General features: G+C 69.4%; 11 protein-coding genes and 3 pseudogenes. 10 read left to right on the plus strand and 4 right to left on the minus strand.

Annotation, left to right across the window (positions count from 1 at the left end):
* The first annotated feature begins 5 nt into the window (after positions 1-5).
* The 3 genes and pseudogenes from ACT2CW_RS37520 (at position 6) to ACT2CW_RS37530 (ending at position 3,707) form a co-directional block, all read left to right on the plus strand.
* Positions 6-2,699, plus strand: a complete 2,694-nt coding sequence (locus ACT2CW_RS37520) for a bifunctional acetate--CoA ligase family protein/GNAT family N-acetyltransferase (RefSeq protein ID WP_445519802.1) — start codon at positions 6-8, stop codon at positions 2,697-2,699.
* 43 nt (positions 2,700-2,742) lie between these two features.
* Positions 2,743-3,195 (plus strand): annotated as a pseudogene (locus tag ACT2CW_RS37525) (CBS domain-containing protein); the annotation flags it as partial.
* 14 nt (positions 3,196-3,209) lie between these two features.
* Complete coding sequence (locus tag ACT2CW_RS37530; protein ID WP_445519803.1) at positions 3,210-3,707, plus strand: flavodoxin domain-containing protein; 498 nt, start codon at positions 3,210-3,212, stop codon at positions 3,705-3,707.
* A 33-nt stretch (positions 3,708-3,740) separates the two neighbouring features.
* Here the strand turns inward: ACT2CW_RS37530 and ACT2CW_RS37535 are convergent, their stop codons facing one another.
* The gene (locus ACT2CW_RS37535) at positions 3,741-4,436 is read right to left on the minus strand and encodes a universal stress protein (RefSeq protein WP_445519804.1); all 696 of its coding nucleotides are present in this window, start codon (positions 4,434-4,436) and stop codon (positions 3,741-3,743) included.
* 178 nt (positions 4,437-4,614) lie between these two features.
* Between ACT2CW_RS37535 and ACT2CW_RS37540 the strand changes: the two genes are divergently transcribed.
* The 5 genes and pseudogenes from ACT2CW_RS37540 (at position 4,615) to ACT2CW_RS37560 (ending at position 12,539) form a co-directional block, all read left to right on the plus strand.
* The gene (locus tag ACT2CW_RS37540) at positions 4,615-5,517 is read left to right on the plus strand and encodes a universal stress protein (protein ID WP_445519805.1); all 903 of its coding nucleotides are present in this window, start codon (positions 4,615-4,617) and stop codon (positions 5,515-5,517) included.
* Positions 5,518-5,533: 16 nt separating this feature from the next.
* A complete protein-coding gene (gene ppdK / locus ACT2CW_RS37545; RefSeq protein ID WP_445519806.1) occupies positions 5,534-8,218 on the plus strand; it encodes a pyruvate, phosphate dikinase in 2,685 nt (894 codons plus the stop codon).
* A gap of 233 nt (positions 8,219-8,451) precedes the next feature.
* Positions 8,452-9,354: pseudogene (locus tag ACT2CW_RS37550) on the plus strand (cytochrome c oxidase subunit I); the annotation flags it as partial.
* Between the two features lie 415 nt (positions 9,355-9,769).
* The gene (locus ACT2CW_RS37555) at positions 9,770-12,154 is read left to right on the plus strand and encodes a phosphoketolase family protein (RefSeq protein WP_445519807.1); all 2,385 of its coding nucleotides are present in this window, start codon (positions 9,770-9,772) and stop codon (positions 12,152-12,154) included.
* A 130-nt stretch (positions 12,155-12,284) separates the two neighbouring features.
* Positions 12,285-12,539 carry a hypothetical protein gene (locus ACT2CW_RS37560; RefSeq protein WP_445519808.1) on the plus strand — a complete coding sequence of 85 codons (255 nt, stop codon included), beginning with the start codon at positions 12,285-12,287 and terminating at the stop codon, positions 12,537-12,539.
* Positions 12,540-12,876: 337 nt separating this feature from the next.
* Here the strand turns inward: ACT2CW_RS37560 and ACT2CW_RS37565 are convergent, their stop codons facing one another.
* Positions 12,877-13,413, minus strand: coding sequence for a sensor histidine kinase (locus ACT2CW_RS37565; RefSeq protein ID WP_445519809.1), 537 nt, complete (start codon positions 13,411-13,413; stop codon positions 12,877-12,879).
* A gap of 511 nt (positions 13,414-13,924) precedes the next feature.
* Between ACT2CW_RS37565 and ACT2CW_RS37570 the strand changes: the two genes are divergently transcribed.
* Entirely contained in the window at positions 13,925-14,116 is a 192-nt protein-coding gene (locus ACT2CW_RS37570) for a hypothetical protein (protein WP_445519810.1), read from the plus strand.
* Positions 14,117-14,323: 207 nt separating this feature from the next.
* On the opposite strand, the gene ACT2CW_RS37575 is transcribed toward ACT2CW_RS37570, so the two are convergent.
* Positions 14,324-15,172 carry a helix-turn-helix transcriptional regulator gene (locus ACT2CW_RS37575; RefSeq protein ID WP_445519811.1) on the minus strand — a complete coding sequence of 283 codons (849 nt, stop codon included), beginning with the start codon at positions 15,170-15,172 and terminating at the stop codon, positions 14,324-14,326.
* A 137-nt stretch (positions 15,173-15,309) separates the two neighbouring features.
* Here ACT2CW_RS37575 and ACT2CW_RS37580 point away from each other — a divergent pair, with 137 nt between their 5' ends.
* Positions 15,310-16,089 (plus strand): NAD(P)H-dependent oxidoreductase, encoded by a 780-nt coding sequence (locus ACT2CW_RS37580; RefSeq protein ID WP_445519812.1) that lies wholly within the window; start codon positions 15,310-15,312, stop codon positions 16,087-16,089.
* Between the two features lie 166 nt (positions 16,090-16,255).
* On the opposite strand, the pseudogene ACT2CW_RS37585 reads toward ACT2CW_RS37580, so the two are convergent.
* Positions 16,256-16,991 (minus strand): annotated as a pseudogene (locus tag ACT2CW_RS37585) (integrase); the annotation flags it as partial.
* Positions 16,992-17,196: the final 205 nt, after the last annotated feature.

Here is a 17,196-nt window from a genome sequence, read left to right on the forward strand (position 1 = left end):
CCCTGATGTCGGAAGCCGTGCTCAACCGACCCCCAGTTCACGCCCTGCTCGCGGACGGCACCACCGTGTGCATCCGTCCTGTGACCGCCGCCGACCACGACCGGGTGCAGGGACTCTATGAGGAGATGTCCCCGGACAATCTCCGTCTGCGTTTCTTCTCGCTGAACCCCCGGTCCGCCGCCCTGGCCGCCGACCGGGCCTGCGCCCCCGCCCACCCCGGCTACCGGGCCCTGCTGGCCGAGACGCATGGTCAGGTGATCGGGATCGCCGAGTACGACACGGCGGGGGAGAAGGACGAGGCCGAGATCTCCATCGCCGTCTGCGACGGCCTGCACCACCGCGGAGTGGGCACCCTGCTCGTCGAGCACCTGGTCTCCACAGCCCGGACGGAGGGCATCACCACCTTCACCGCCGACGCGCTCAGCGAGAACCGCGAGATACTCCGGCTCTTCGCCGACCTCGGCCTGCGTACCGCCCGCCGGTTCGACGGGCCCGAGGTGCGCTGCACGATCCGGCTCGACGCTGACGACGCCTATCTGTCGGCCGTGGAGGCCCGGGGCCGGGCCGCCGACGTGGCCAGCCTCGAGCCGCTGCTGTGCCCGAACGTGGTCGCAGTCGTTGGTGCCGGACGCAAACCCGGCTCGTTCGGCCGGGCGATCCTGCGCCAGCTGCACGCGGGCGGCTACACCGGGCGCCTGTTCGCGGTGAACCCCGCCGCGCACGCGATTCTCGGCGTGCCGTCCTACTCGTCGGTAAGCGCCCTGCCCAAGACACCTGACCTCGCGGTGCTCGCCGTACCCGCCGCCGCGATCCCGGAGACAGCCGAGGAGTGCGGCAAGGCGGGCGTACGGGCCCTCCTCGTCGTCACCGCGGGTATCCACGCCGACCAGGCGCACGCCCTGCTGGCCGCCTGCCGCTCGCACGGCATGCGGCTCGTCGGCCCCAACTGCCTCGGCATCTCCAACACCGACCCGGAGCTCAGCCTCGACGCCACCTTCGCCGCCGGACATCCAAGGCCCGGCACCGCGGGCGTCGCCGTACAGTCCGGCGGGGTCGGCATCGCGCTGCTCGACGGGCTGTCCCGGCTCGGCATCGGGGTGTCGTCGTTCGCCTCCCTCGGCGACAAGTACGACGTCAGCGGCAACGACATGCTCCAGTGGTGGGAGAGCGATGGCCGCACCGAACTGGCGCTGCTGCACCTGGAGTCCTTCGGCAGTCCGCGCGCGTTCTCCCGCACCGCGCGCCGCGTCACCCGCCGTATGCCGGTCCTGACCGTGGACGCGGGCCGTACCGAGGCGGGCCGCCGCGCCGCCGCCTCGCACACGGCGGCGGCTGCCACCCGCACCATGACCCGGCAGGCCCTGTTCACCCAGGCCGGCATCACCGCCACCCGTTCGGTCGGCGAACTCCTCGAAACCGCCGCCCTGATGCACTCCCAGCCGCTCCCCGCAGGAACGCGTGTCGCGATCGTCACCAACGCGGGCGGTGCCGGGGTCCTCGCCGCGGACGCCTGCACAGAGGCGGGACTTGCCCTGCCGCCGCTCCCCCCGGACGTGATCGACGACCTGCTCGCCGTGCTCCCGCGGGGCGCCGCGGTCGGCAACCCCGTCGACGCCACCGCCGCCGTCACCGAGAACCAGCTCGCGGACTGCGTGGACCGGCTGATGCGCCACCCCGGCGTCGACGCCGTGCTGGTGGCCCTCGTGCCCACGGCGGTCGCCGCCGCGACCGGCGACGACCTCGTCCGGGCACTCACCGACGCCCCGGCGCACCGGGCCAAGCCGATCGCCGCGGTACGCCTCGAACAGGGCCTGCCGGTCAAGCTGCTGCCCGCCACCGACGGCGGCACGATCCCCTCCTATGCCGAACCCCAGGCGGTGGCACGGGCGCTGGCCCACGCCGCACGCCGCGCGGCCTGGCTCGCCCGGCCCGTGGGCACGGTCCCGGAACTCGACGGCATCGACACCACCCGTGCCCAGCAGATCACTGACACCTTCCTGGCCGCGCATCCGGACGGCGGCTGGCTCGACCCGCGCACCTGCGCCGACCTGCTGGCCTGCTACGGCATCCCACAGCTCCCGTGGGCGTGGGCGGAGACCGAGGACGAGGCGGTCCTCGCGGCCCGGCGGCTGCGCGGCCCGGACGGCCGGGTGGTCATGAAGGCCCACTGGCCCGGACTGGTGCACAAGAGCGAGCAGCGTGCCGTACACCTCGACCTCCAGGGCGATGCCCAGGTCCGGGCCGCCTTCCGGGACTTCGACACCCGGTTCGCGGGGCTGCTCACCGGTGTCGTCGTACAACCGCTTGCCGCGCGCGGCACCGAACTGTTCGCGGGTGTCGTCCAGGACGAGGTCTTCGGCCCGCTCGTGCTGTTCGGGCTCGGCGGCACCGCCACCGAGGTTCTCGGCGACCACGCCGCCCGCCTGGCCCCGCTCACCGACCACGACGTGCACGACCTGATCACCGCCCCGCGCTGCGCCCCGCTGCTCTTCGGCGCCCGCGGCAACGGCCCGGCCGACCTCGAGGGCCTGGAGCAGCTGCTGTCGCGCCTGTCCCGCATGGCGGCCGATCTGCCGCAACTCGCCGAGGTCGACTTCAACCCCGTGCTCGCGACCACGGCCGACGTCTCCGTGCTCGACGCGCGGGTACGGCTGGTGCCGCGCGGGCCCCAGGACCCCTACCTGCGCCGACTCCGCTGAGGAGGAACCTGAGATGAAGCACAACAAGATCGGCTCCGTGATGGCCGGCCAGTCGATGACCGAACCGCCCGTCACCGTGTGCGCCGAAACCACCATCGTCGAGGCCGCACGGACCATGGCCCAGCGGCGCGTGGAGCGGCTGCCGGTCGTGGAGGAGGAGGACCGGCTCGTCGGCATCGTCACCCGTCGGGACCTGCTTCGGGTCTTCCTCCGGCCGGACAAGGAGATTTGCGACGAGGTGGTCGAGGAAGTCCTTGTCCGCGCGCTGTGGCTGACCCCGCGGAGCGTCGATGTCTCCGTGGTGGAGGGTGTGGTCACGCTCGCCGGCCACATGGAGCGCAAGAGTGAGACGGAGATCGCCGTCTCCATGGCCAAGCAGATCGACGGCGTGGTCGCGGTGGTCGACAACCTCACTTACCGCCTGGACGACAGCCACGTCCAGCCCGCCGAACAGGCACTGCACGGCGTGGCCGACGACTGGCTGCGTCGCCTGTGAGGGGGCGGACCGCCATGACCGGCAAGGTCCTGGTCGCGTACGGGACGACGAACGGATCGACTGCGCAGATCGCCGAGGCCGTTGCCCAGGTCCTGCGCAAGAACGGGCTGACGGCCGAGGTACGGCCTGCACCATCGGTGGCGAACATCGAGACCTACGATGCGGTGGTGGTTGGGGGCGCGCTGTACACCGGCCGCTGGCAGAAGGACGCGCGCCGCTTCGTCCGCCGCCACCGCCGTGCCCTGGCCACACGCCCGCTGTGGTTCTTCAGCAGCGGGCCGCTGGACGCTTCAGCCTTGGAGCGGAACATCCCGCCCGTGTCCGGCGTGCGGCGCGCCATGGACCGGCTCGGCGTCAGGGAGCACCTCACCTTCGGTGGCCGTCTGGAAGAGGGCACGCGTGGCAGGGTGGCACGGATGATCCTCCGCAACGGCAAGGGCGGTGACTTCCGCGACTTCCCCGCGATCGAGGCCTGGGCGCAGCGGATCGCAAGGGAACTGACGGTTGCTTAGGTCATCACCTCCTCGCCTTGGCCCGCCCACGATTCACGGCACGACGGCGACCGGACACCGAGCTTCGCGCAACAAGGCCTGCACGAGGCCCGGTGTCCCGCTGGCGCCGCGTCCCACGGCCAAGAGTGCGGCGGCCTCGGCATGGTGGATCAAGGCCTCGACGGGGTTGAGCAGTACGACGTCCTCAAGCACCGGAACCCGCGGGTACTTCACCCGCCAAGGCCGCAGCGCGTCGGCCAGCAGCTGCACTTCGTGGTCCTCCCAAGTGGCACGGTCCTCCTCGGGCACACCGAAGGGCAACCCGGCGGCGCAGGAGGGAAGTTCCCAGGTGTGTACGGCGTGCAGCCGTACACCCCGGACCTGGGCGGCGTCGAAGGCGAAGTCGAGGGCCCGCTCCGCCGGGTGACGGGCGTCAATCCCGAGGGTGACCTGTGTGACCCGGCGTGCCGGAGCTGCGACGGGGACGTCGGCGTCCGGTATGAGTACCACGGGGCACGCGGAGGCGGCCGTAACGGCGAGTGCAGCCGGGCCCGTTGCCAGGCCGGTGATGTCGTCCCCCGCCGCGGACAGGTCGAGCACGAGCATCGCCGTGGTACTCAAATCGTTCGGCAGTGAGCCGTACCGCACCTCCAGCGGCAGGTCGCGCAGCGACGCCTCGTGCGCCGCCCACTCCACGGCCGCATGACCACGGCCTGTCCCGTTGACGCAGGCAATGATGACTCGGCTCACGACGATCGCCTCCCTGGCACACGGGTGACCCGCTCTCACGCCTCCTACCGTGCCGACCGCCCAAGGACCGGCGCAGGGGCCGAACGGACCCGCGAGAGCCCTTGCGGCCCATATCCGACCGGGTCCCTCAGGAAGACGCTGGCAGTACCGAGCAGAACAAGCGCAGGAGGTGCGCACCATGCTGTCGCCCGTCATCGCCGCAGTAGACGGATCGAGCGAGAGCCTCGCCGCCGCCGAGTGGGCCGCCCGCGAGGCCGTGCGTCGTGACCGACCGCTGCGACTGGTGCACGCCTGGAACTGGCATCCCCGCCAGACGGAAGGGGAGCCGGCGAACGCCGCGCAGCGGCATCTGGCGCGCCGCGTCCTGCGGCAGGCGGAGGAGCGCGTCCGCGGCGCGGTACCCGGCGTGGACGTCGCCGACGAGCAGGTCGAGGGCCTGGCGACCGCGGCCTTGCTGAAGGCCGCCGAACAGGCCGACCTGCTGGTCCTGGGCTCGCGCGGCCTGAGCGGCTTCACCGGGCTTCTCGTCGGCTCCGTCGCCCAAGGGGTGGTCGCGAAGGCCACCCGTCCCGTGATCCTCGTACGGACAGGGGAGGAGGCCGAGGACGAGCACTTCCCGGCGGACGACGGCAGCCCGTCCACCCGGACCGGCTACCTCGATGTGGTGCTCGGCATCGACCTCGCCGACGCCTGCGACGAAGTGATCGAGTTCGCGTTCGAGGAAGCCAAGTTGCGGCAGGCCCGGCTGCGGGTCGTGTACGCCTGGCAGCCGCCTTCTGCCATCAGCCTCGGCCCAGGAGACATCGCTCTGGTCAACGATCCCGCGCGGCCCGAGGAGTGGCAGGGCTTCCTGTCCGCTGTCCTGAAGGTGTGGCGGGACAAGTACCCCGAGACCGAGGTCCTGGAGACCGTTGTGGAGGGCAAGGCCTCCACCGCGCTGGTCAGGTCCGCCTCCGCGGCGAGCCTCCTCGTCGTCGGCCGCCGCCTGTCCGAGCGGCCGACGGTTCCGCGCATCGGCCCCGTCACCCATGCCGCCGTCCACCACGTCGGCTGCCCGCTGGCCGTCGTGCCCCACGAGTGAGAAACCGGAGAGCGCGATGAGCACACCGGCAACCTACGTGTACGCCTTCGCCGAAGGCAGCCGGGAGATGGCCGACCTGCTCGGCGGCAAGGGCGCCGGCCTGGCCGAGATGACCCGGCTCGGACTGCCCGTACCGCCGGGCTTCACCGTCACCACCGAAGCCTGCAAGGTCTACCTCGCCACGGGCGAGGAACCGCCCGAACTCGGCATCGAGGAGGCCCGCGCCCTCGCCGGTTTGGAACGGACCATGGGACGCACCCTCGGCGCACCCGACGATCCGCTCCTGGTCTCCGTACGCTCCGGCGCCCGCTTCTCGATGCCCGGCATGATGGAGACCATCCTCGACATCGGCCTCAACGACGAGTCCGTCGCCGGCCTCGCCAAGGCCTCCGGACAGGAGCGGTTCGCCTGGGACTCCTACCGGCGGCTCGTGCAGATGTTCGGCCGCACCGTGATGGGCGTCGACGGCGACCTGTTCGAACAGGCCATCGCCGCGCACAAGGCGCAGCGTGGGACACGCGACGACCACGACCTCGATGCCGGGGAACTCGCCCTGATCACCGAGGAGTTCAAGGCGATCATCCGCCGGGAGACGGGCGAGGACTTCCCCCAGGACCCCGTCGAGCAACTCCAGCGCGCCATCCGTGCGGTCTTCAACTCCTGGAACGGCGAACGCGCCCGCGTCTACCGCCGCCGCGAACACATCCCCGACGACCTGGGTACCGCCGTCAACGTCCAGGCGATGGTGTTCGGCAACCTCGGCCCCGACTCCGGTACCGGCGTCGCCTTCACCCGCGACCCCGCCACCGGCGCCCGCGGCATGTACGGCGACTACCTGCCCGACGCCCAGGGCGAGGACGTCGTCTCCGGAGTCCGTGACGCCGTACCCCTGAGCGAGCTGAAGACCCTCGATCCCCGCTCCTACGTCGAACTCGGAGACGACCTGCGCACGCTGGAGAACCACTACCGGGATCTGTGCGACGTCGAGTTCACCGTCGAGCGCGGTCGGCTGTGGATCCTCCAGACGCGGGTCGGCAAGCGCACCGCCGAGGCCGCCTTCCGTATCGCCCACGACCTGCGCGGGGAGAAGACGGTCACGGCCGACGAGGCGCTGGCCCGCGTGGACGGAGCCGAGCTGACCCGGCTGATGTTCCCCCGCTTCGACACCACCCCCGCCGACGTGCCTCTCGCGCACGGCGTACCGGCCTCACCGGGCGCAGCGGTAGGGGTCGTCGTCTTCGGCTCCGCCGAGGCACAGCGCCGAGCCGCTGCCGGAGAGAAGACGATCCTCGTGCGACGTGAGACGACCCCCGACGACCTGCCCGGAATGATCGCCGCTCAGGCCGTCCTGACCAGCCGGGGCGGCAAGACCAGCCACGCCGCCGTCGTCGCGCGCGGCATGGGCAAGGTGTGCGTGTGCGGGGCCGAGTCGCTGACCGTCGATCCGGTCGCCCGCCGGCTCACCACGGACTCAGGAGTCGTCGTACGCGAGGGCGACATCCTGTCCGTCGACGGAACTGCCGGCACCGTGCACCTCGGCGCCCTGCCGCTCACCGCCTCCGACGTCGGGCGCGCGCTGGAGACCGGTGATAGCACCGGCCCGCTGACCGAGGCGGTGCTGGCGGCACTCGCGCACGCGGACTCCGTCCGTCGCCTTCAGGTACGGGCGAACGCCGACACGCCCGAGGACGCCGCACGCGCCCGCCGGCTCGGCGCCCAGGGCATCGGCCTGTGCCGCACCGAGCACATGTTCCTCGGCGACCGCAGGACGCTGGTCGAGGCGATGATCCTGGCCCGCGACGACACGGCCCGCGAGGAGGCTCTCGCAACGCTGCTGCCGCTGGAGCGCGAGGACTTCATCGGCATCCTCAAGGCCATGGACGGGCTGCCGGTGACCATTCGCCTCATGGACCCGCCGCTGCACGAGTTCCTGCCCGACCGCACCGCGCTGGCCGTCCGACTGGCGAGCGCCACCCATCCAGACGTCCACGACCGCGAACTGCTCGATGCCGTCGAGCGACTGCATGAGCAGAACCCGATGCTGGGATTGCGCGGCGTACGGCTCGGACTGGCCGTCCCCGGTCTCATGGCCATGCAGGTCCGCGCCATCGCCGAGGCCGTCGTCCACCGACTGCGCGAGGGCGGCCGACCGCACGCCGAGATCATGATCCCGCTCGTCGGAACGGTCGAGGAACTGCGCCTGGCCCGGACGGAAGCAGAGCGCGTACTCGCCGAAGTCACGCCGGAGACAGGGAAGTCCCTGCACCTCCCGATCGGCACAATGATCGAACTGCCCCGCGCGGCCCTCACCGCCGGACGCATCGCCGACGCCGCCGACTTCTTCTCCTTCGGCACCAACGACCTCACCCAGACCACCTGGGGACTGTCCCGCGACGACGCCGAAGCGTCCTTCTTCCCGCTGTACCTGGAGAAGGGCATCTTCAGCGTGTCCCCCTTCGAGACGATCGACCAGGAAGGTGTCGGAAAGCTCGTGGAGCTGGCCGTGGAGGCGGGCCGCGCCGTCAACCCCGAGCTGGAGACCGGGGTGTGCGGCGAACACGGCGGCGACCCGGAGTCCATCCACTTCTTCCACCGGGCGGGCCTCGACTACGTCTCCTGCTCCCCCTTCCGCATCCCGGCCGCCCGGCTGGAGGCGGGACGAGCCGCCCTCACGGAAACCGAAACCAGCGACAGCCGGTGACGGTCGCATTCGGCTTGGCGATCGGGCTCCCCAGGTAGCCCAGCGCAGCCCGGGGGTTGCGCGTGCTGGGCTCCCCATGGCCTCCCCCACCGGCGGCCGGGAAGGCCGGCTCCGTACCTGCATCAGGGCACTTCCCGGCTCGTCGTCGACATGGCAGATGGGGAGGGCACCGTCCGGTGGACCAGGCACAGATACACAAGGTGGGGACCGCGCGGCCGAGTGCCGGGGTCACCGTGGCCGCAGGGACGACCGGACGGGCCGTACGGCCGCCATGGACGGAGTGGCTGACGACCACCGACCACAAGAAGATCGGGACGATGTACCTGGTCACCGCGTTCGCCTTCTTCATCGTCGGCGGTGTGATCGCCCTGCTGATGCGCGCGGAGCTGGCCAGGCCCCGGCCTGCCGATCATGTAGCAGGAACAGTTCAACCAGGCGTTCACCATGCACGGCTCGATCATGCTGCTGATGTTCGCGATGCCGCTGTTCACCGGCTTCGCCAACTGGATCATGCCCCGCAGATCGGCGCCCCCGACGTGGCGTTCCCGCGCCTGAACATGCTGGCCTACTGGCTCTTCCTGTTCGGTTCGTCGATCGCGGCCTTCGGCTTCCTGACCCCGGGAGGCGCCGCCGACTTCGGCTGGTTCCTGTACGCCCCGCTGTCGGACGCCGTCCACTCGCCGGGGCTCGGCGCCGACCTGTGGATCATGGGTGTGGCGCTGTCCGGCTTCGGCTCGATCCTGGGCGCGGTCAACTTCATCACCACGATCGTCTGCATGCGGGCGCCGGGCATGACCATGTTCCGGATGCCGATCTTCACCTGGAACGTGCTGCTGACCGCGGTGTTGGTCCTGATCGTCTTCCCGGTCCTGGCGGCCGCGCTGTTCGCGCTGAAGACGGACCGCAAGTTCGGCGCCCACGTCTTCGAAGCGGCCAACGGCGGGGCCCTGTTGTGGCAGCATCTGTTCTGGTTCTCCGGCCAGCCCGAGGTCTACATCCTGGCCTTACCGTTCTTCGGCATCGTCTCCGAGGTCATTCCGGTCTTCGCCCGCAAGCCGATGTTCGGCTACATGGGACTGATCGGCGCAACCATCGCCATCGCGGGCCTGTCGGTGACGGTGTGGGCCCACCACATGTGTCAGCGCTTCTCAGGCTCGCCCGGCACTCGGCGCGACAACAAGCCGGACCTCACCAAGCGAGAGGCGCCAGGACCCGCCAGTCCCGTGATCACGGCTACTCGGACTACCGCAACCCCGCGCGGGATACGAAGCGATCGGTGGAGATCGCGAGCGGACGGCTGGGTGTGACCGGCGCAACCACCGTGGTCGCGACACTTGCAGGAACGGTCTGCGGGCTCCAGACCACTGCTGGCGCGTGTTCGGGGAAGGGCTCCGGCTCCTTTCGAGGGTTGCTCCGTATGGTTCTCTGCGGCAGGTGTGGCCCGAACGGCCCTGTTGGGTACGCGGCGCGGCGGCGGAAGGTGGGGCGTACCGACCGGAACGTACGGCACTCGGACCCGGACCCCTGCCCCCGACTCGGAAAGGAATCCTGATGTCCGTCGATACGCAGCAGGCGCCCGCCCAGCTGAAGGAGGACGAGCTGAGGTCGCTGGACGCCCATTGGCGCGCCGCGAACTATCTGGCCGTCGGCCAGATCTATCTGATGGCCAACCCCCTGCTGACCGAGCCGCTGCGTCCCGAGCATGTCAAACCTCGGTTACTGGGCCACTGGGGGACGTCGCCCGGCCTGAACCTGGTGCACACCCACCTCAACCGCGTCATCAAGGCCCGCGGCCTGGACGCCCTGTGCATCTGGGGTCCCGGGCACGGCGGCCCGGCCGTGCTGGCCAACTCCTGGCTGGAGGGCTCGTACACCGAGACCTACCCCGACATCACGCGGGACGCGGCCGGCATGGCCCGGCTGTTCAAGCAGTTCTCCTTCCCCGGAGGGGTGCCCAGCCACGTCGCCCCCGAGACCCCGGGCTCGATCCACGAGGGCGGCGAACTCGGCTACTCGCTCTCCCACGCCTACGGTGCCGCCCTCGACAACCCGAACCTCCTGGTGGCCTGCGTGATCGGCGACGGCGAGGCGGAGACCGGCCCGCTGGCCGCGTCCTGGCACTCCAACAAGTTCCTCGACCCGGTCCACGACGGCGCCGTCCTGCCGATCCTGCACCTCAACGGCTACAAGATCGCCAACCCCACCGTGCTGTCCCGCCTGCCCGAGCATGAACTCGACGAGCTGCTGCGCGGCTACGGACACGCCCCCATCCACGTCACCGGCGACGACCCGATGGCCGTCCACCGGGCGATGGCCGCCGCGATGGACGATGCACTGGAGCGCATCGCGGCCATCCGGAGCAGCGCCCGTGAGGACGGCGTAGTGGAGCGACCGCACTGGCCGATGATCGTGCTGCGCACTCCCAAGGGCTGGACCGGCCCGGCCGAGGTCGATGGCCTGCCCGTGGAGGGAACCTGGCGCTCCCACCAGGTCCCGCTGGCCGCAGTACGGGACAACCCCCAGCACCTGCGGCAGCTGGAGCAATGGCTGCGCTCCTACCGGCCCGAGGAACTCTTCGACGAGCACGGCGCCCCGCGCCCCGAGGTGCTCACCTGCATCCCTGAGGGCAAGCGGCGACTGGGCGCCAACCCCCACGCCAATGGCGGCCTGCTGCTGCGCGAGCTGCCCCTGCCGCCCCTGGAGAGGTACGCCGTCGAGGTCGACAAGCCCGGTGCGACCCTGCACGAACCCACCCGTGTGCTCGGCGACATGCTCCAGGACGTCATGCACGCCACGAGCGGGCGGCGCGACTTCCGCATCGTCGGCCCCGACGAGACCGCCTCCAACCGCCTCCAGGCGGTCTACGCGGCCAGCGGCAAGGCCTGGCAAGCCCGGATGTTCCAAGTGGACGAGCACCTCGAACGTCACGGCCGGGTGATGGAGATCCTGTCCGAACACACCTGCCAAGGCTGGCTGGAGGGATATCTCCTCACCGGCCGGCACGGCCTGTTCTCCTGCTACGAGGCGTTCGTCCACATCGTCGACTCGATGGTGAACCAGCACATCAAGTGGCTGCGCACCACCCGCCGCCTGCCCTGGCGCGCCCCCATCGCCTCCCTGAACTACCTGCTCACCTCGCACGTGTGGCGGCAGGACCACAACGGCTTCTCCCACCAGGACCCCGGTTTCGTCGACCACATCCTCAACAAGAGCCCCGAGGCCGTGCGGGTCTACTTCCCGCCGGACGCCAACACGCTGCTGTCCGTGGCCGATCATGCCCTGCGCAGCAAGGACTACGTCAACGTGATCGTGGCCGGCAAGCAGCCCTGCTTCGACTGGCTCTCCATGGAGGATGCGAAGGTCCACTGCGCGCGCGGCGCCGGTATCTGGGAGTGGGCCGGCACCGAGGACGGCACCCGTGAACCGGACGTGGTACTGGGCTGCGCCGGTGACGTCCCGACCCAGGAGGTGCTGGCCGCCGCTCAGTTGCTGCGTCGGCACCTGCCCCAACTCGCCGTGCGTGTGGTGAACGTGGTCGACATCGCCCGGCTGCTGCCGAGCGAGGAACACCCTCACGGGATGACCGACTTCGAGTACGACGGCCTGTTCACCGCCGACAAGCCGGTCATCTTCGCTTACCACGGCTACCCGTGGCTGATCCACCGCCTGGCCTACCGCCGTACCGGCCACCGCAACCTGCACGTACGCGGCTACAAGGAGATCGGCACCACCACCACGCCGTTCGACATGGTGGTCCGCAACGACCTCGACCGCTACCGCCTGGTCATGGACGTCATCGACCGCGTCCCCGGCCTCGCAGTCCGCGCGGCGGCCGTACGCCAGCGCATGGAGGACGCCCGGCAGCGCCACCACGCCTGGATTCGCGAGCACGGCATGGACCTGCCCGAGGTCGCCGACTGGACGTGGGATGGCTGACCAGCCGTCTTCCGTCTCAGACGCCCCGGCCGCCCGACAGGGCAGCCGGGGCGTGCGGTGCGCACGATCCCTACGTGAGAGGTACGCCGAGATGAGTCAGTCCGTGGCAGGGGTTCGACACCATCCCGCGGTGGTCGCACATCACAGCAGGCGCGCCGAGGACGTTCAGCTACGTGTCGCAGACGCCATCACCAGGTTTGCCGGCTCGATGACGTTCGTCATGATCGGTCAGAACCGGCAGGCGGCCTTCCAGCAGATCAAGGCTGACCACGACTTCGTCGAGCAGGAGCTGGAACTCAAGACCAATACCGAGCTGACTCGGGCCATCCACATGATGACCATGGAACTCCACAGGCGTCTGATCGACGACGGCGTCGAGCCGTAGCAGCCAGCGGGTCTCAGTGACGTTCGCGTCTCGGCTGGTCGGCTCGCCGGAATGCAGGCTGCCCCTTGTCAAGAAGGGGTGTTGAAGGGCAGCCGATCGCGGGGATATTGACTCTGCGGAGCCGTTCTCCCAGTTCCCTTGCGTCGAAGCCGCTGCCTACCCTCAGTTGAATCGATCATGCGCCTGAGTCCTCAGCCAGCCCGCAGCCGCATCCGCACCTACCGCGCCCGAGGGCATACCGTCGTCGAATTGCGGGGAGAGATCGACATCCTGGCGGCGGCCGAGATCATCCCGGTGCTGGACACCGTCACCGAACCGACCGCTCCCTCCATCATCGTCAGAGTGGGACGGTCCACTCGACGACGGTGCCGCTTGGTTGGTTCGCGGAGACGCTGAAGCTGCCGCCCAACTCCTCCGCGCGCTTGCTCAGGTTGGCCAGGCCACTGCGGCGGTTGATCGCGGGGTCGATTCCGCTGCCGTTGTCCGCCACCCGCAGCTTCAACTCGGTATCGGCGACCTCGACGGTGACGTCGAACGGTGCTGGCGTGCGCGTGTCCAGCAGCCCGGTCATCCGCAGCGCGGGGGTGAAGCCGAGCGACTCGGTGGCCCGTTCGGTGGCCGCCACCAACTGGGCGCGCAGCCCGCTTCCGCGACGGGACTGGTCGTGCTCACGAAGGGCGTAGATGGTCGAGCGGATGATCTTGATGGTGTCGTCCAGGTCGTCTACCCGCTGGATCCGTTCGCTGACCTGCGGAAGGTCGGAGACCCGCCCCAGCGTGGACTGAAGTGACAGCGCGCCGAAGCTGTCGGTGAAGTAGGCCCCGCGGTCCCGGATGAGGAACGTGATCGACTCGGCATGGTCGCCGAGGTCCATGAGGTGGTTCCGTGCTTGCTGGGTGATCCAGGGGCGGTCGGGTGTCGGGTGATGCCGGCGATGTGCACCCGCCGGGTGCCGTGGTTGATGAAGAACAGCACGAACCAACGCCGCAGGAAGACCGTATCGATGTGGAACAGATCGGTGGCTAGGATCGCGGATGCCTGGGCTTTGAGCGGCCCTGTCACTCCAGGAGAAGCGGGGCCGTGGCTGGGCACGGCGTACGATGGCCAGTTGATGCCGGAGCATCAAGATCTCTATGTCCTTCGAAGCGTCCGAACGGGCGAGCAGGGCAAGCCATCGGAAGGTCTGGCAGGCGAGCAGGTAGATCAGCCGTATCACCACGACCAGCACACTGCCTCAGAACGGCTCGCTGCTCCTGAGGTCCGGCAAATCCGAACTAGCAGGTCAGCCCGCATGACATAATTTCCGGCACCCACAGGGTTGGCCGACAGTAAGGAGCAGCTGGTCCGCGCCCTATGAGCGCAACACACGCGCGGCCGCCCGCCGTGTGGAACAGCTGATCGACGAGGGCGTCACGGCGGGTGTGTTCCGCGATGTGCACGTGGCGTTCGCCGCCGACGTCATCACCGCGGTGATGGTGCGGATCCAACAGCGCCAGGTAGCCGCAGCCACCGGCCTCGGCGATGCCGATGCCTACGCTCAGCTCTCAGAGCTCCTGATGCGCGGTTTGGCCCGCTAGTTGCACTGACCTGGAGGGTTGCCGAGCGGAGGAAGGGTGTGCGGGCTTCGGCTCGCCCGGTATTGCCGGTACAGGGCCGGGCATCGGGCCCGTTCCCTGAGCCGCTGCACACCGAACCTCATGCTGGACCAAGCCCTCGACGATACGTCGCTTCAGGGAAGTCGTCAGTGTGTTGAGGCGATCTCGGCGGCGGGTGAGCGATTGACGTTATTCGCGGACCTGAGCGTTCACTGTGGGGTGCGCGTCATCGCCTTCCGCGTCAAGGCTCGCGAGCAGGCGCAGCCCGTCCTCGGCGGGGCTGCCGGGGGCCGCGGAGAGCACAAGCAGCTCCATGCCTGATTCGTCCGTCAGCGCGAAGTTCTCCTGGTGCAGTTCCAGCAGTCCGACCAGCGGGTGCCGGTACGTCTTGCGTCCGTGTGTGCGGGCGCGCACGTCCGCGCGGGCCCAGAGGCGGCGGAAGCGTTCGCTGCCCATCGCCAACTCGCCGATGAGCGAGGCCAGGCGGGGGTCCTCGGGATATTTGCCGGCAGCCAGGCGCAGGTGCCCGACCACATCGAGGGTGCATTTCTCCCAGTCCACGTAAAGGCCGCGTTCGGTCTCCTCGAGGAAGATGTGCCGGGCGATGTTCATACCCGGCGTCGACCGGCCGTAGAGGAGCCCGGCGAGGCGGTTCTCGGCGAGCACGTCCAGGCGGTGGTTCATGATCATCGCGGGTGCGTCGGCGACCAGGGCGAGGACGCGCAGCAGCTCCGGCCGGACTCGCCCGCTGGGCGCCTTGGGGCAGCGGCGGCGCTGCCGGGAGAGCCGGTAAAGGTGCCCGCGTTCGGTCTCGTCGAGGCCGAGGACGCGGGCGAGCGCGTCGAGGACCTGCTCGGATGGCTGGGTCGCGCGGCCCTGCTCCAGGCGTACGTAGTAGTCGACGCTGACTCCGGACAGGTGAGCGACCTCTTCACGGCGCAGCCCCTCGACCCGGCGGCGGCTGTCGGTGGTGATGCCGATGCCAGCCGGGTCGACCCGGGAGCGCCGGGTCCGCAGGAAGCCCGCGAGATCGTCCATGCTCCCAGTATGGCGCGTTGCTGTCCGGGAGGGTGGTCCTGCCATTACCAGGAAGTCCCGTCTGATGGAAGAAGTGTCCCTGGATGCCGGGCGCCACAGTGCCCATGATCGGACACAGCCGATCCGAAGGAGTTTCGATGAAGACGCTGATCGTCTACGCCCACCCGGAGCCGAGGTCGCTCAACAGCTCGCTGAAGGACCACGCGGTATCCACACTGGAGACCGCCGGACATGAGGTACGGGTCAGCGATCTGTACGCGATGAACTGGAAGGCGGTCGTGGACGCCGCGGACTTCGGCCCCAGCGCATCACATCCGCTGAACGTCGCCCACGACTCCGGCCGGGCCCGCGAGGCCGGGACGCTCGCCCCGGACATCCTCGCCGAGCAGGAGAAAGTGCTGTGGGCCGACACGATCATCATGCAGTTCCCGATGTGGTGGTACACGATGCCCGCCATTCTCAAAGGCTGGGTGGAAAGGGTGTTCACCTTCAACTTTGCGTACGGCGTCGGCGAACACAGCGACGCCAGGTTCGGCGATCGCTTCGGAGAAGGCACCCTCGTGGGCAGGAAGGCTTTGCTGTCGGTGACCATCGGCGCCCCGGAACCGCATTACGCCCCTCGCGGGATCCAGGGCCCCATCGATGATCTGCTGTTCCCGATCCAGCACGGCATCCTCTGGTATCCGGGCATCCAGGTGCTGCCGCCGTTTTTGGTGTTCGGTACCGCCCGGATGACCAGCGAGGACTATCCGGACATCGCCAAGGCATGGGAGCAGCGCTTGCTCACCCTGGAGTCGACCGAGCCGATCCCGTTCCGGCCGCAGAACTTCGGCGATTACGAGATGCCCTCGCTGCACCTGAAGGAGGGGCTGGAGCCCACGGGCCGCACGGGTTTCGGGCTGCACGTGCGCGGCTGACCGCCGACGGTGGACGGGACGGGCTGGGGCATGAACCCGAGGATCAGCCGGAGGGTCGCGGCAACGGTGAGGGCGAGGGCCACCAGCCAGGGTGCACGGGCGGATTCCCCGGGCGCGCGGTGCCCGCCGGCGCGGAAGAGGACGGCGGCAAAGCGTACGCAGTAGCGTTCCAGATCAAGGTTCGGTCCAGGAGTTCGTGTCTGTAGGTCTGCACCCACCTTTCCATGATCGAGTTCATGCTCGGCATCTGGATGCCAGTGAGGACGACCTCGATCCCTGCGTCCTTGAGGACGGCATCGAACAGCTGGGGGAACTTCCCGTCCCGATCGCGGATCATGAATCGCGCCCGGCAGCCGACGTCCTTGAGGTCCATGACCAGGTTCTTCGCAGCTTGCGTTACCCAGGAGGCGGCCGGGTGTGCGGTGGCGCCCAGGATCCGGAGGCGGCGACTGCTGTGTTCGATCACCGCGAGTACGTACATCCGCGTGCCGGACAAGGTGACCGTCTCAAAGAAGTCGCAGGCCAGGAGGGCGTCGGCTTGGGAGCGCAGGAAGTCGGTCCACGTGCTGGAGCTCCGGTCGGTCGCTGGATCGACGCCCGCGTCCTTGAGGATTTTCCAGACGGTCGAGGCAGCCACCTTCACGCCGAGCACGAGCAGCTCACCGTGCAGACGCCTGTAGCCCCAGTTTGGATTCTCCGTCGCCAGACGCAGTACCAGAATCCGGATAGAGCGCACCGTACGAGGTCGGCCGGGTCGCTTGGGCCGCGATAAGGCGGCATGCCGGCGCGATCTGATGGCGCAGGGCCAGGATCTCCACATCCTTGTCCCGGCCACTCATCGGCAGCAAACGCAGCACCGCGAAGGCATTCGTCACACCGAGGTAGGCCAGTCGTAGCAGCACGATCGATCATCATGACCCGCGCTCACTGCACTGCGCGAGAACGGCGTTCGTCGCCGCGACCGCCGGGACCTTGGCCTTCGGGTCGATGAGTTCGAACCCGAGTATGAGCCCGGTGCCTCGGACCTCTGCTGTGGCCATCGCGATCGGGCTGCCACGAGAGGGCGATATCGAGTTCGCGGTGAGACAGTTCATCAGGCCGTCCACC

The sequence above is a fragment of the Streptomyces sp. NEAU-174 genome (genome assembly GCF_052665095.1).

What these genes read in the sequence shown, in the direction of transcription:
- ACT2CW_RS37565 (WP_445519809.1), bottom strand. Translation starts at nt 13,413, where the DNA reads ATGGACCTCGGCGACCATGCCGAGTCGATCACGTTCCTCATCCGGGAC.
- ppdK (WP_445519806.1), top strand. Translation starts at nt 5,534, where the DNA reads ATGAGCACACCGGCAACCTACGTGTACGCCTTCGCCGAAGGCAGCCGG.
- ACT2CW_RS37575 (WP_445519811.1), bottom strand. Translation starts at nt 15,172, where the DNA reads ATGGACGATCTCGCGGGCTTCCTGCGGACCCGGCGCTCCCGGGTCGAC.
- ACT2CW_RS37540 (WP_445519805.1), top strand. Translation starts at nt 4,615, where the DNA reads ATGCTGTCGCCCGTCATCGCCGCAGTAGACGGATCGAGCGAGAGCCTC.
- ACT2CW_RS37580 (WP_445519812.1), top strand. Translation starts at nt 15,310, where the DNA reads ATGAAGACGCTGATCGTCTACGCCCACCCGGAGCCGAGGTCGCTCAAC.
- ACT2CW_RS37530 (WP_445519803.1), top strand. Translation starts at nt 3,210, where the DNA reads ATGACCGGCAAGGTCCTGGTCGCGTACGGGACGACGAACGGATCGACT.
- ACT2CW_RS37520 (WP_445519802.1), top strand. Translation starts at nt 6, where the DNA reads ATGTCGGAAGCCGTGCTCAACCGACCCCCAGTTCACGCCCTGCTCGCG.
- ACT2CW_RS37555 (WP_445519807.1), top strand. Translation starts at nt 9,770, where the DNA reads ATGTCCGTCGATACGCAGCAGGCGCCCGCCCAGCTGAAGGAGGACGAG.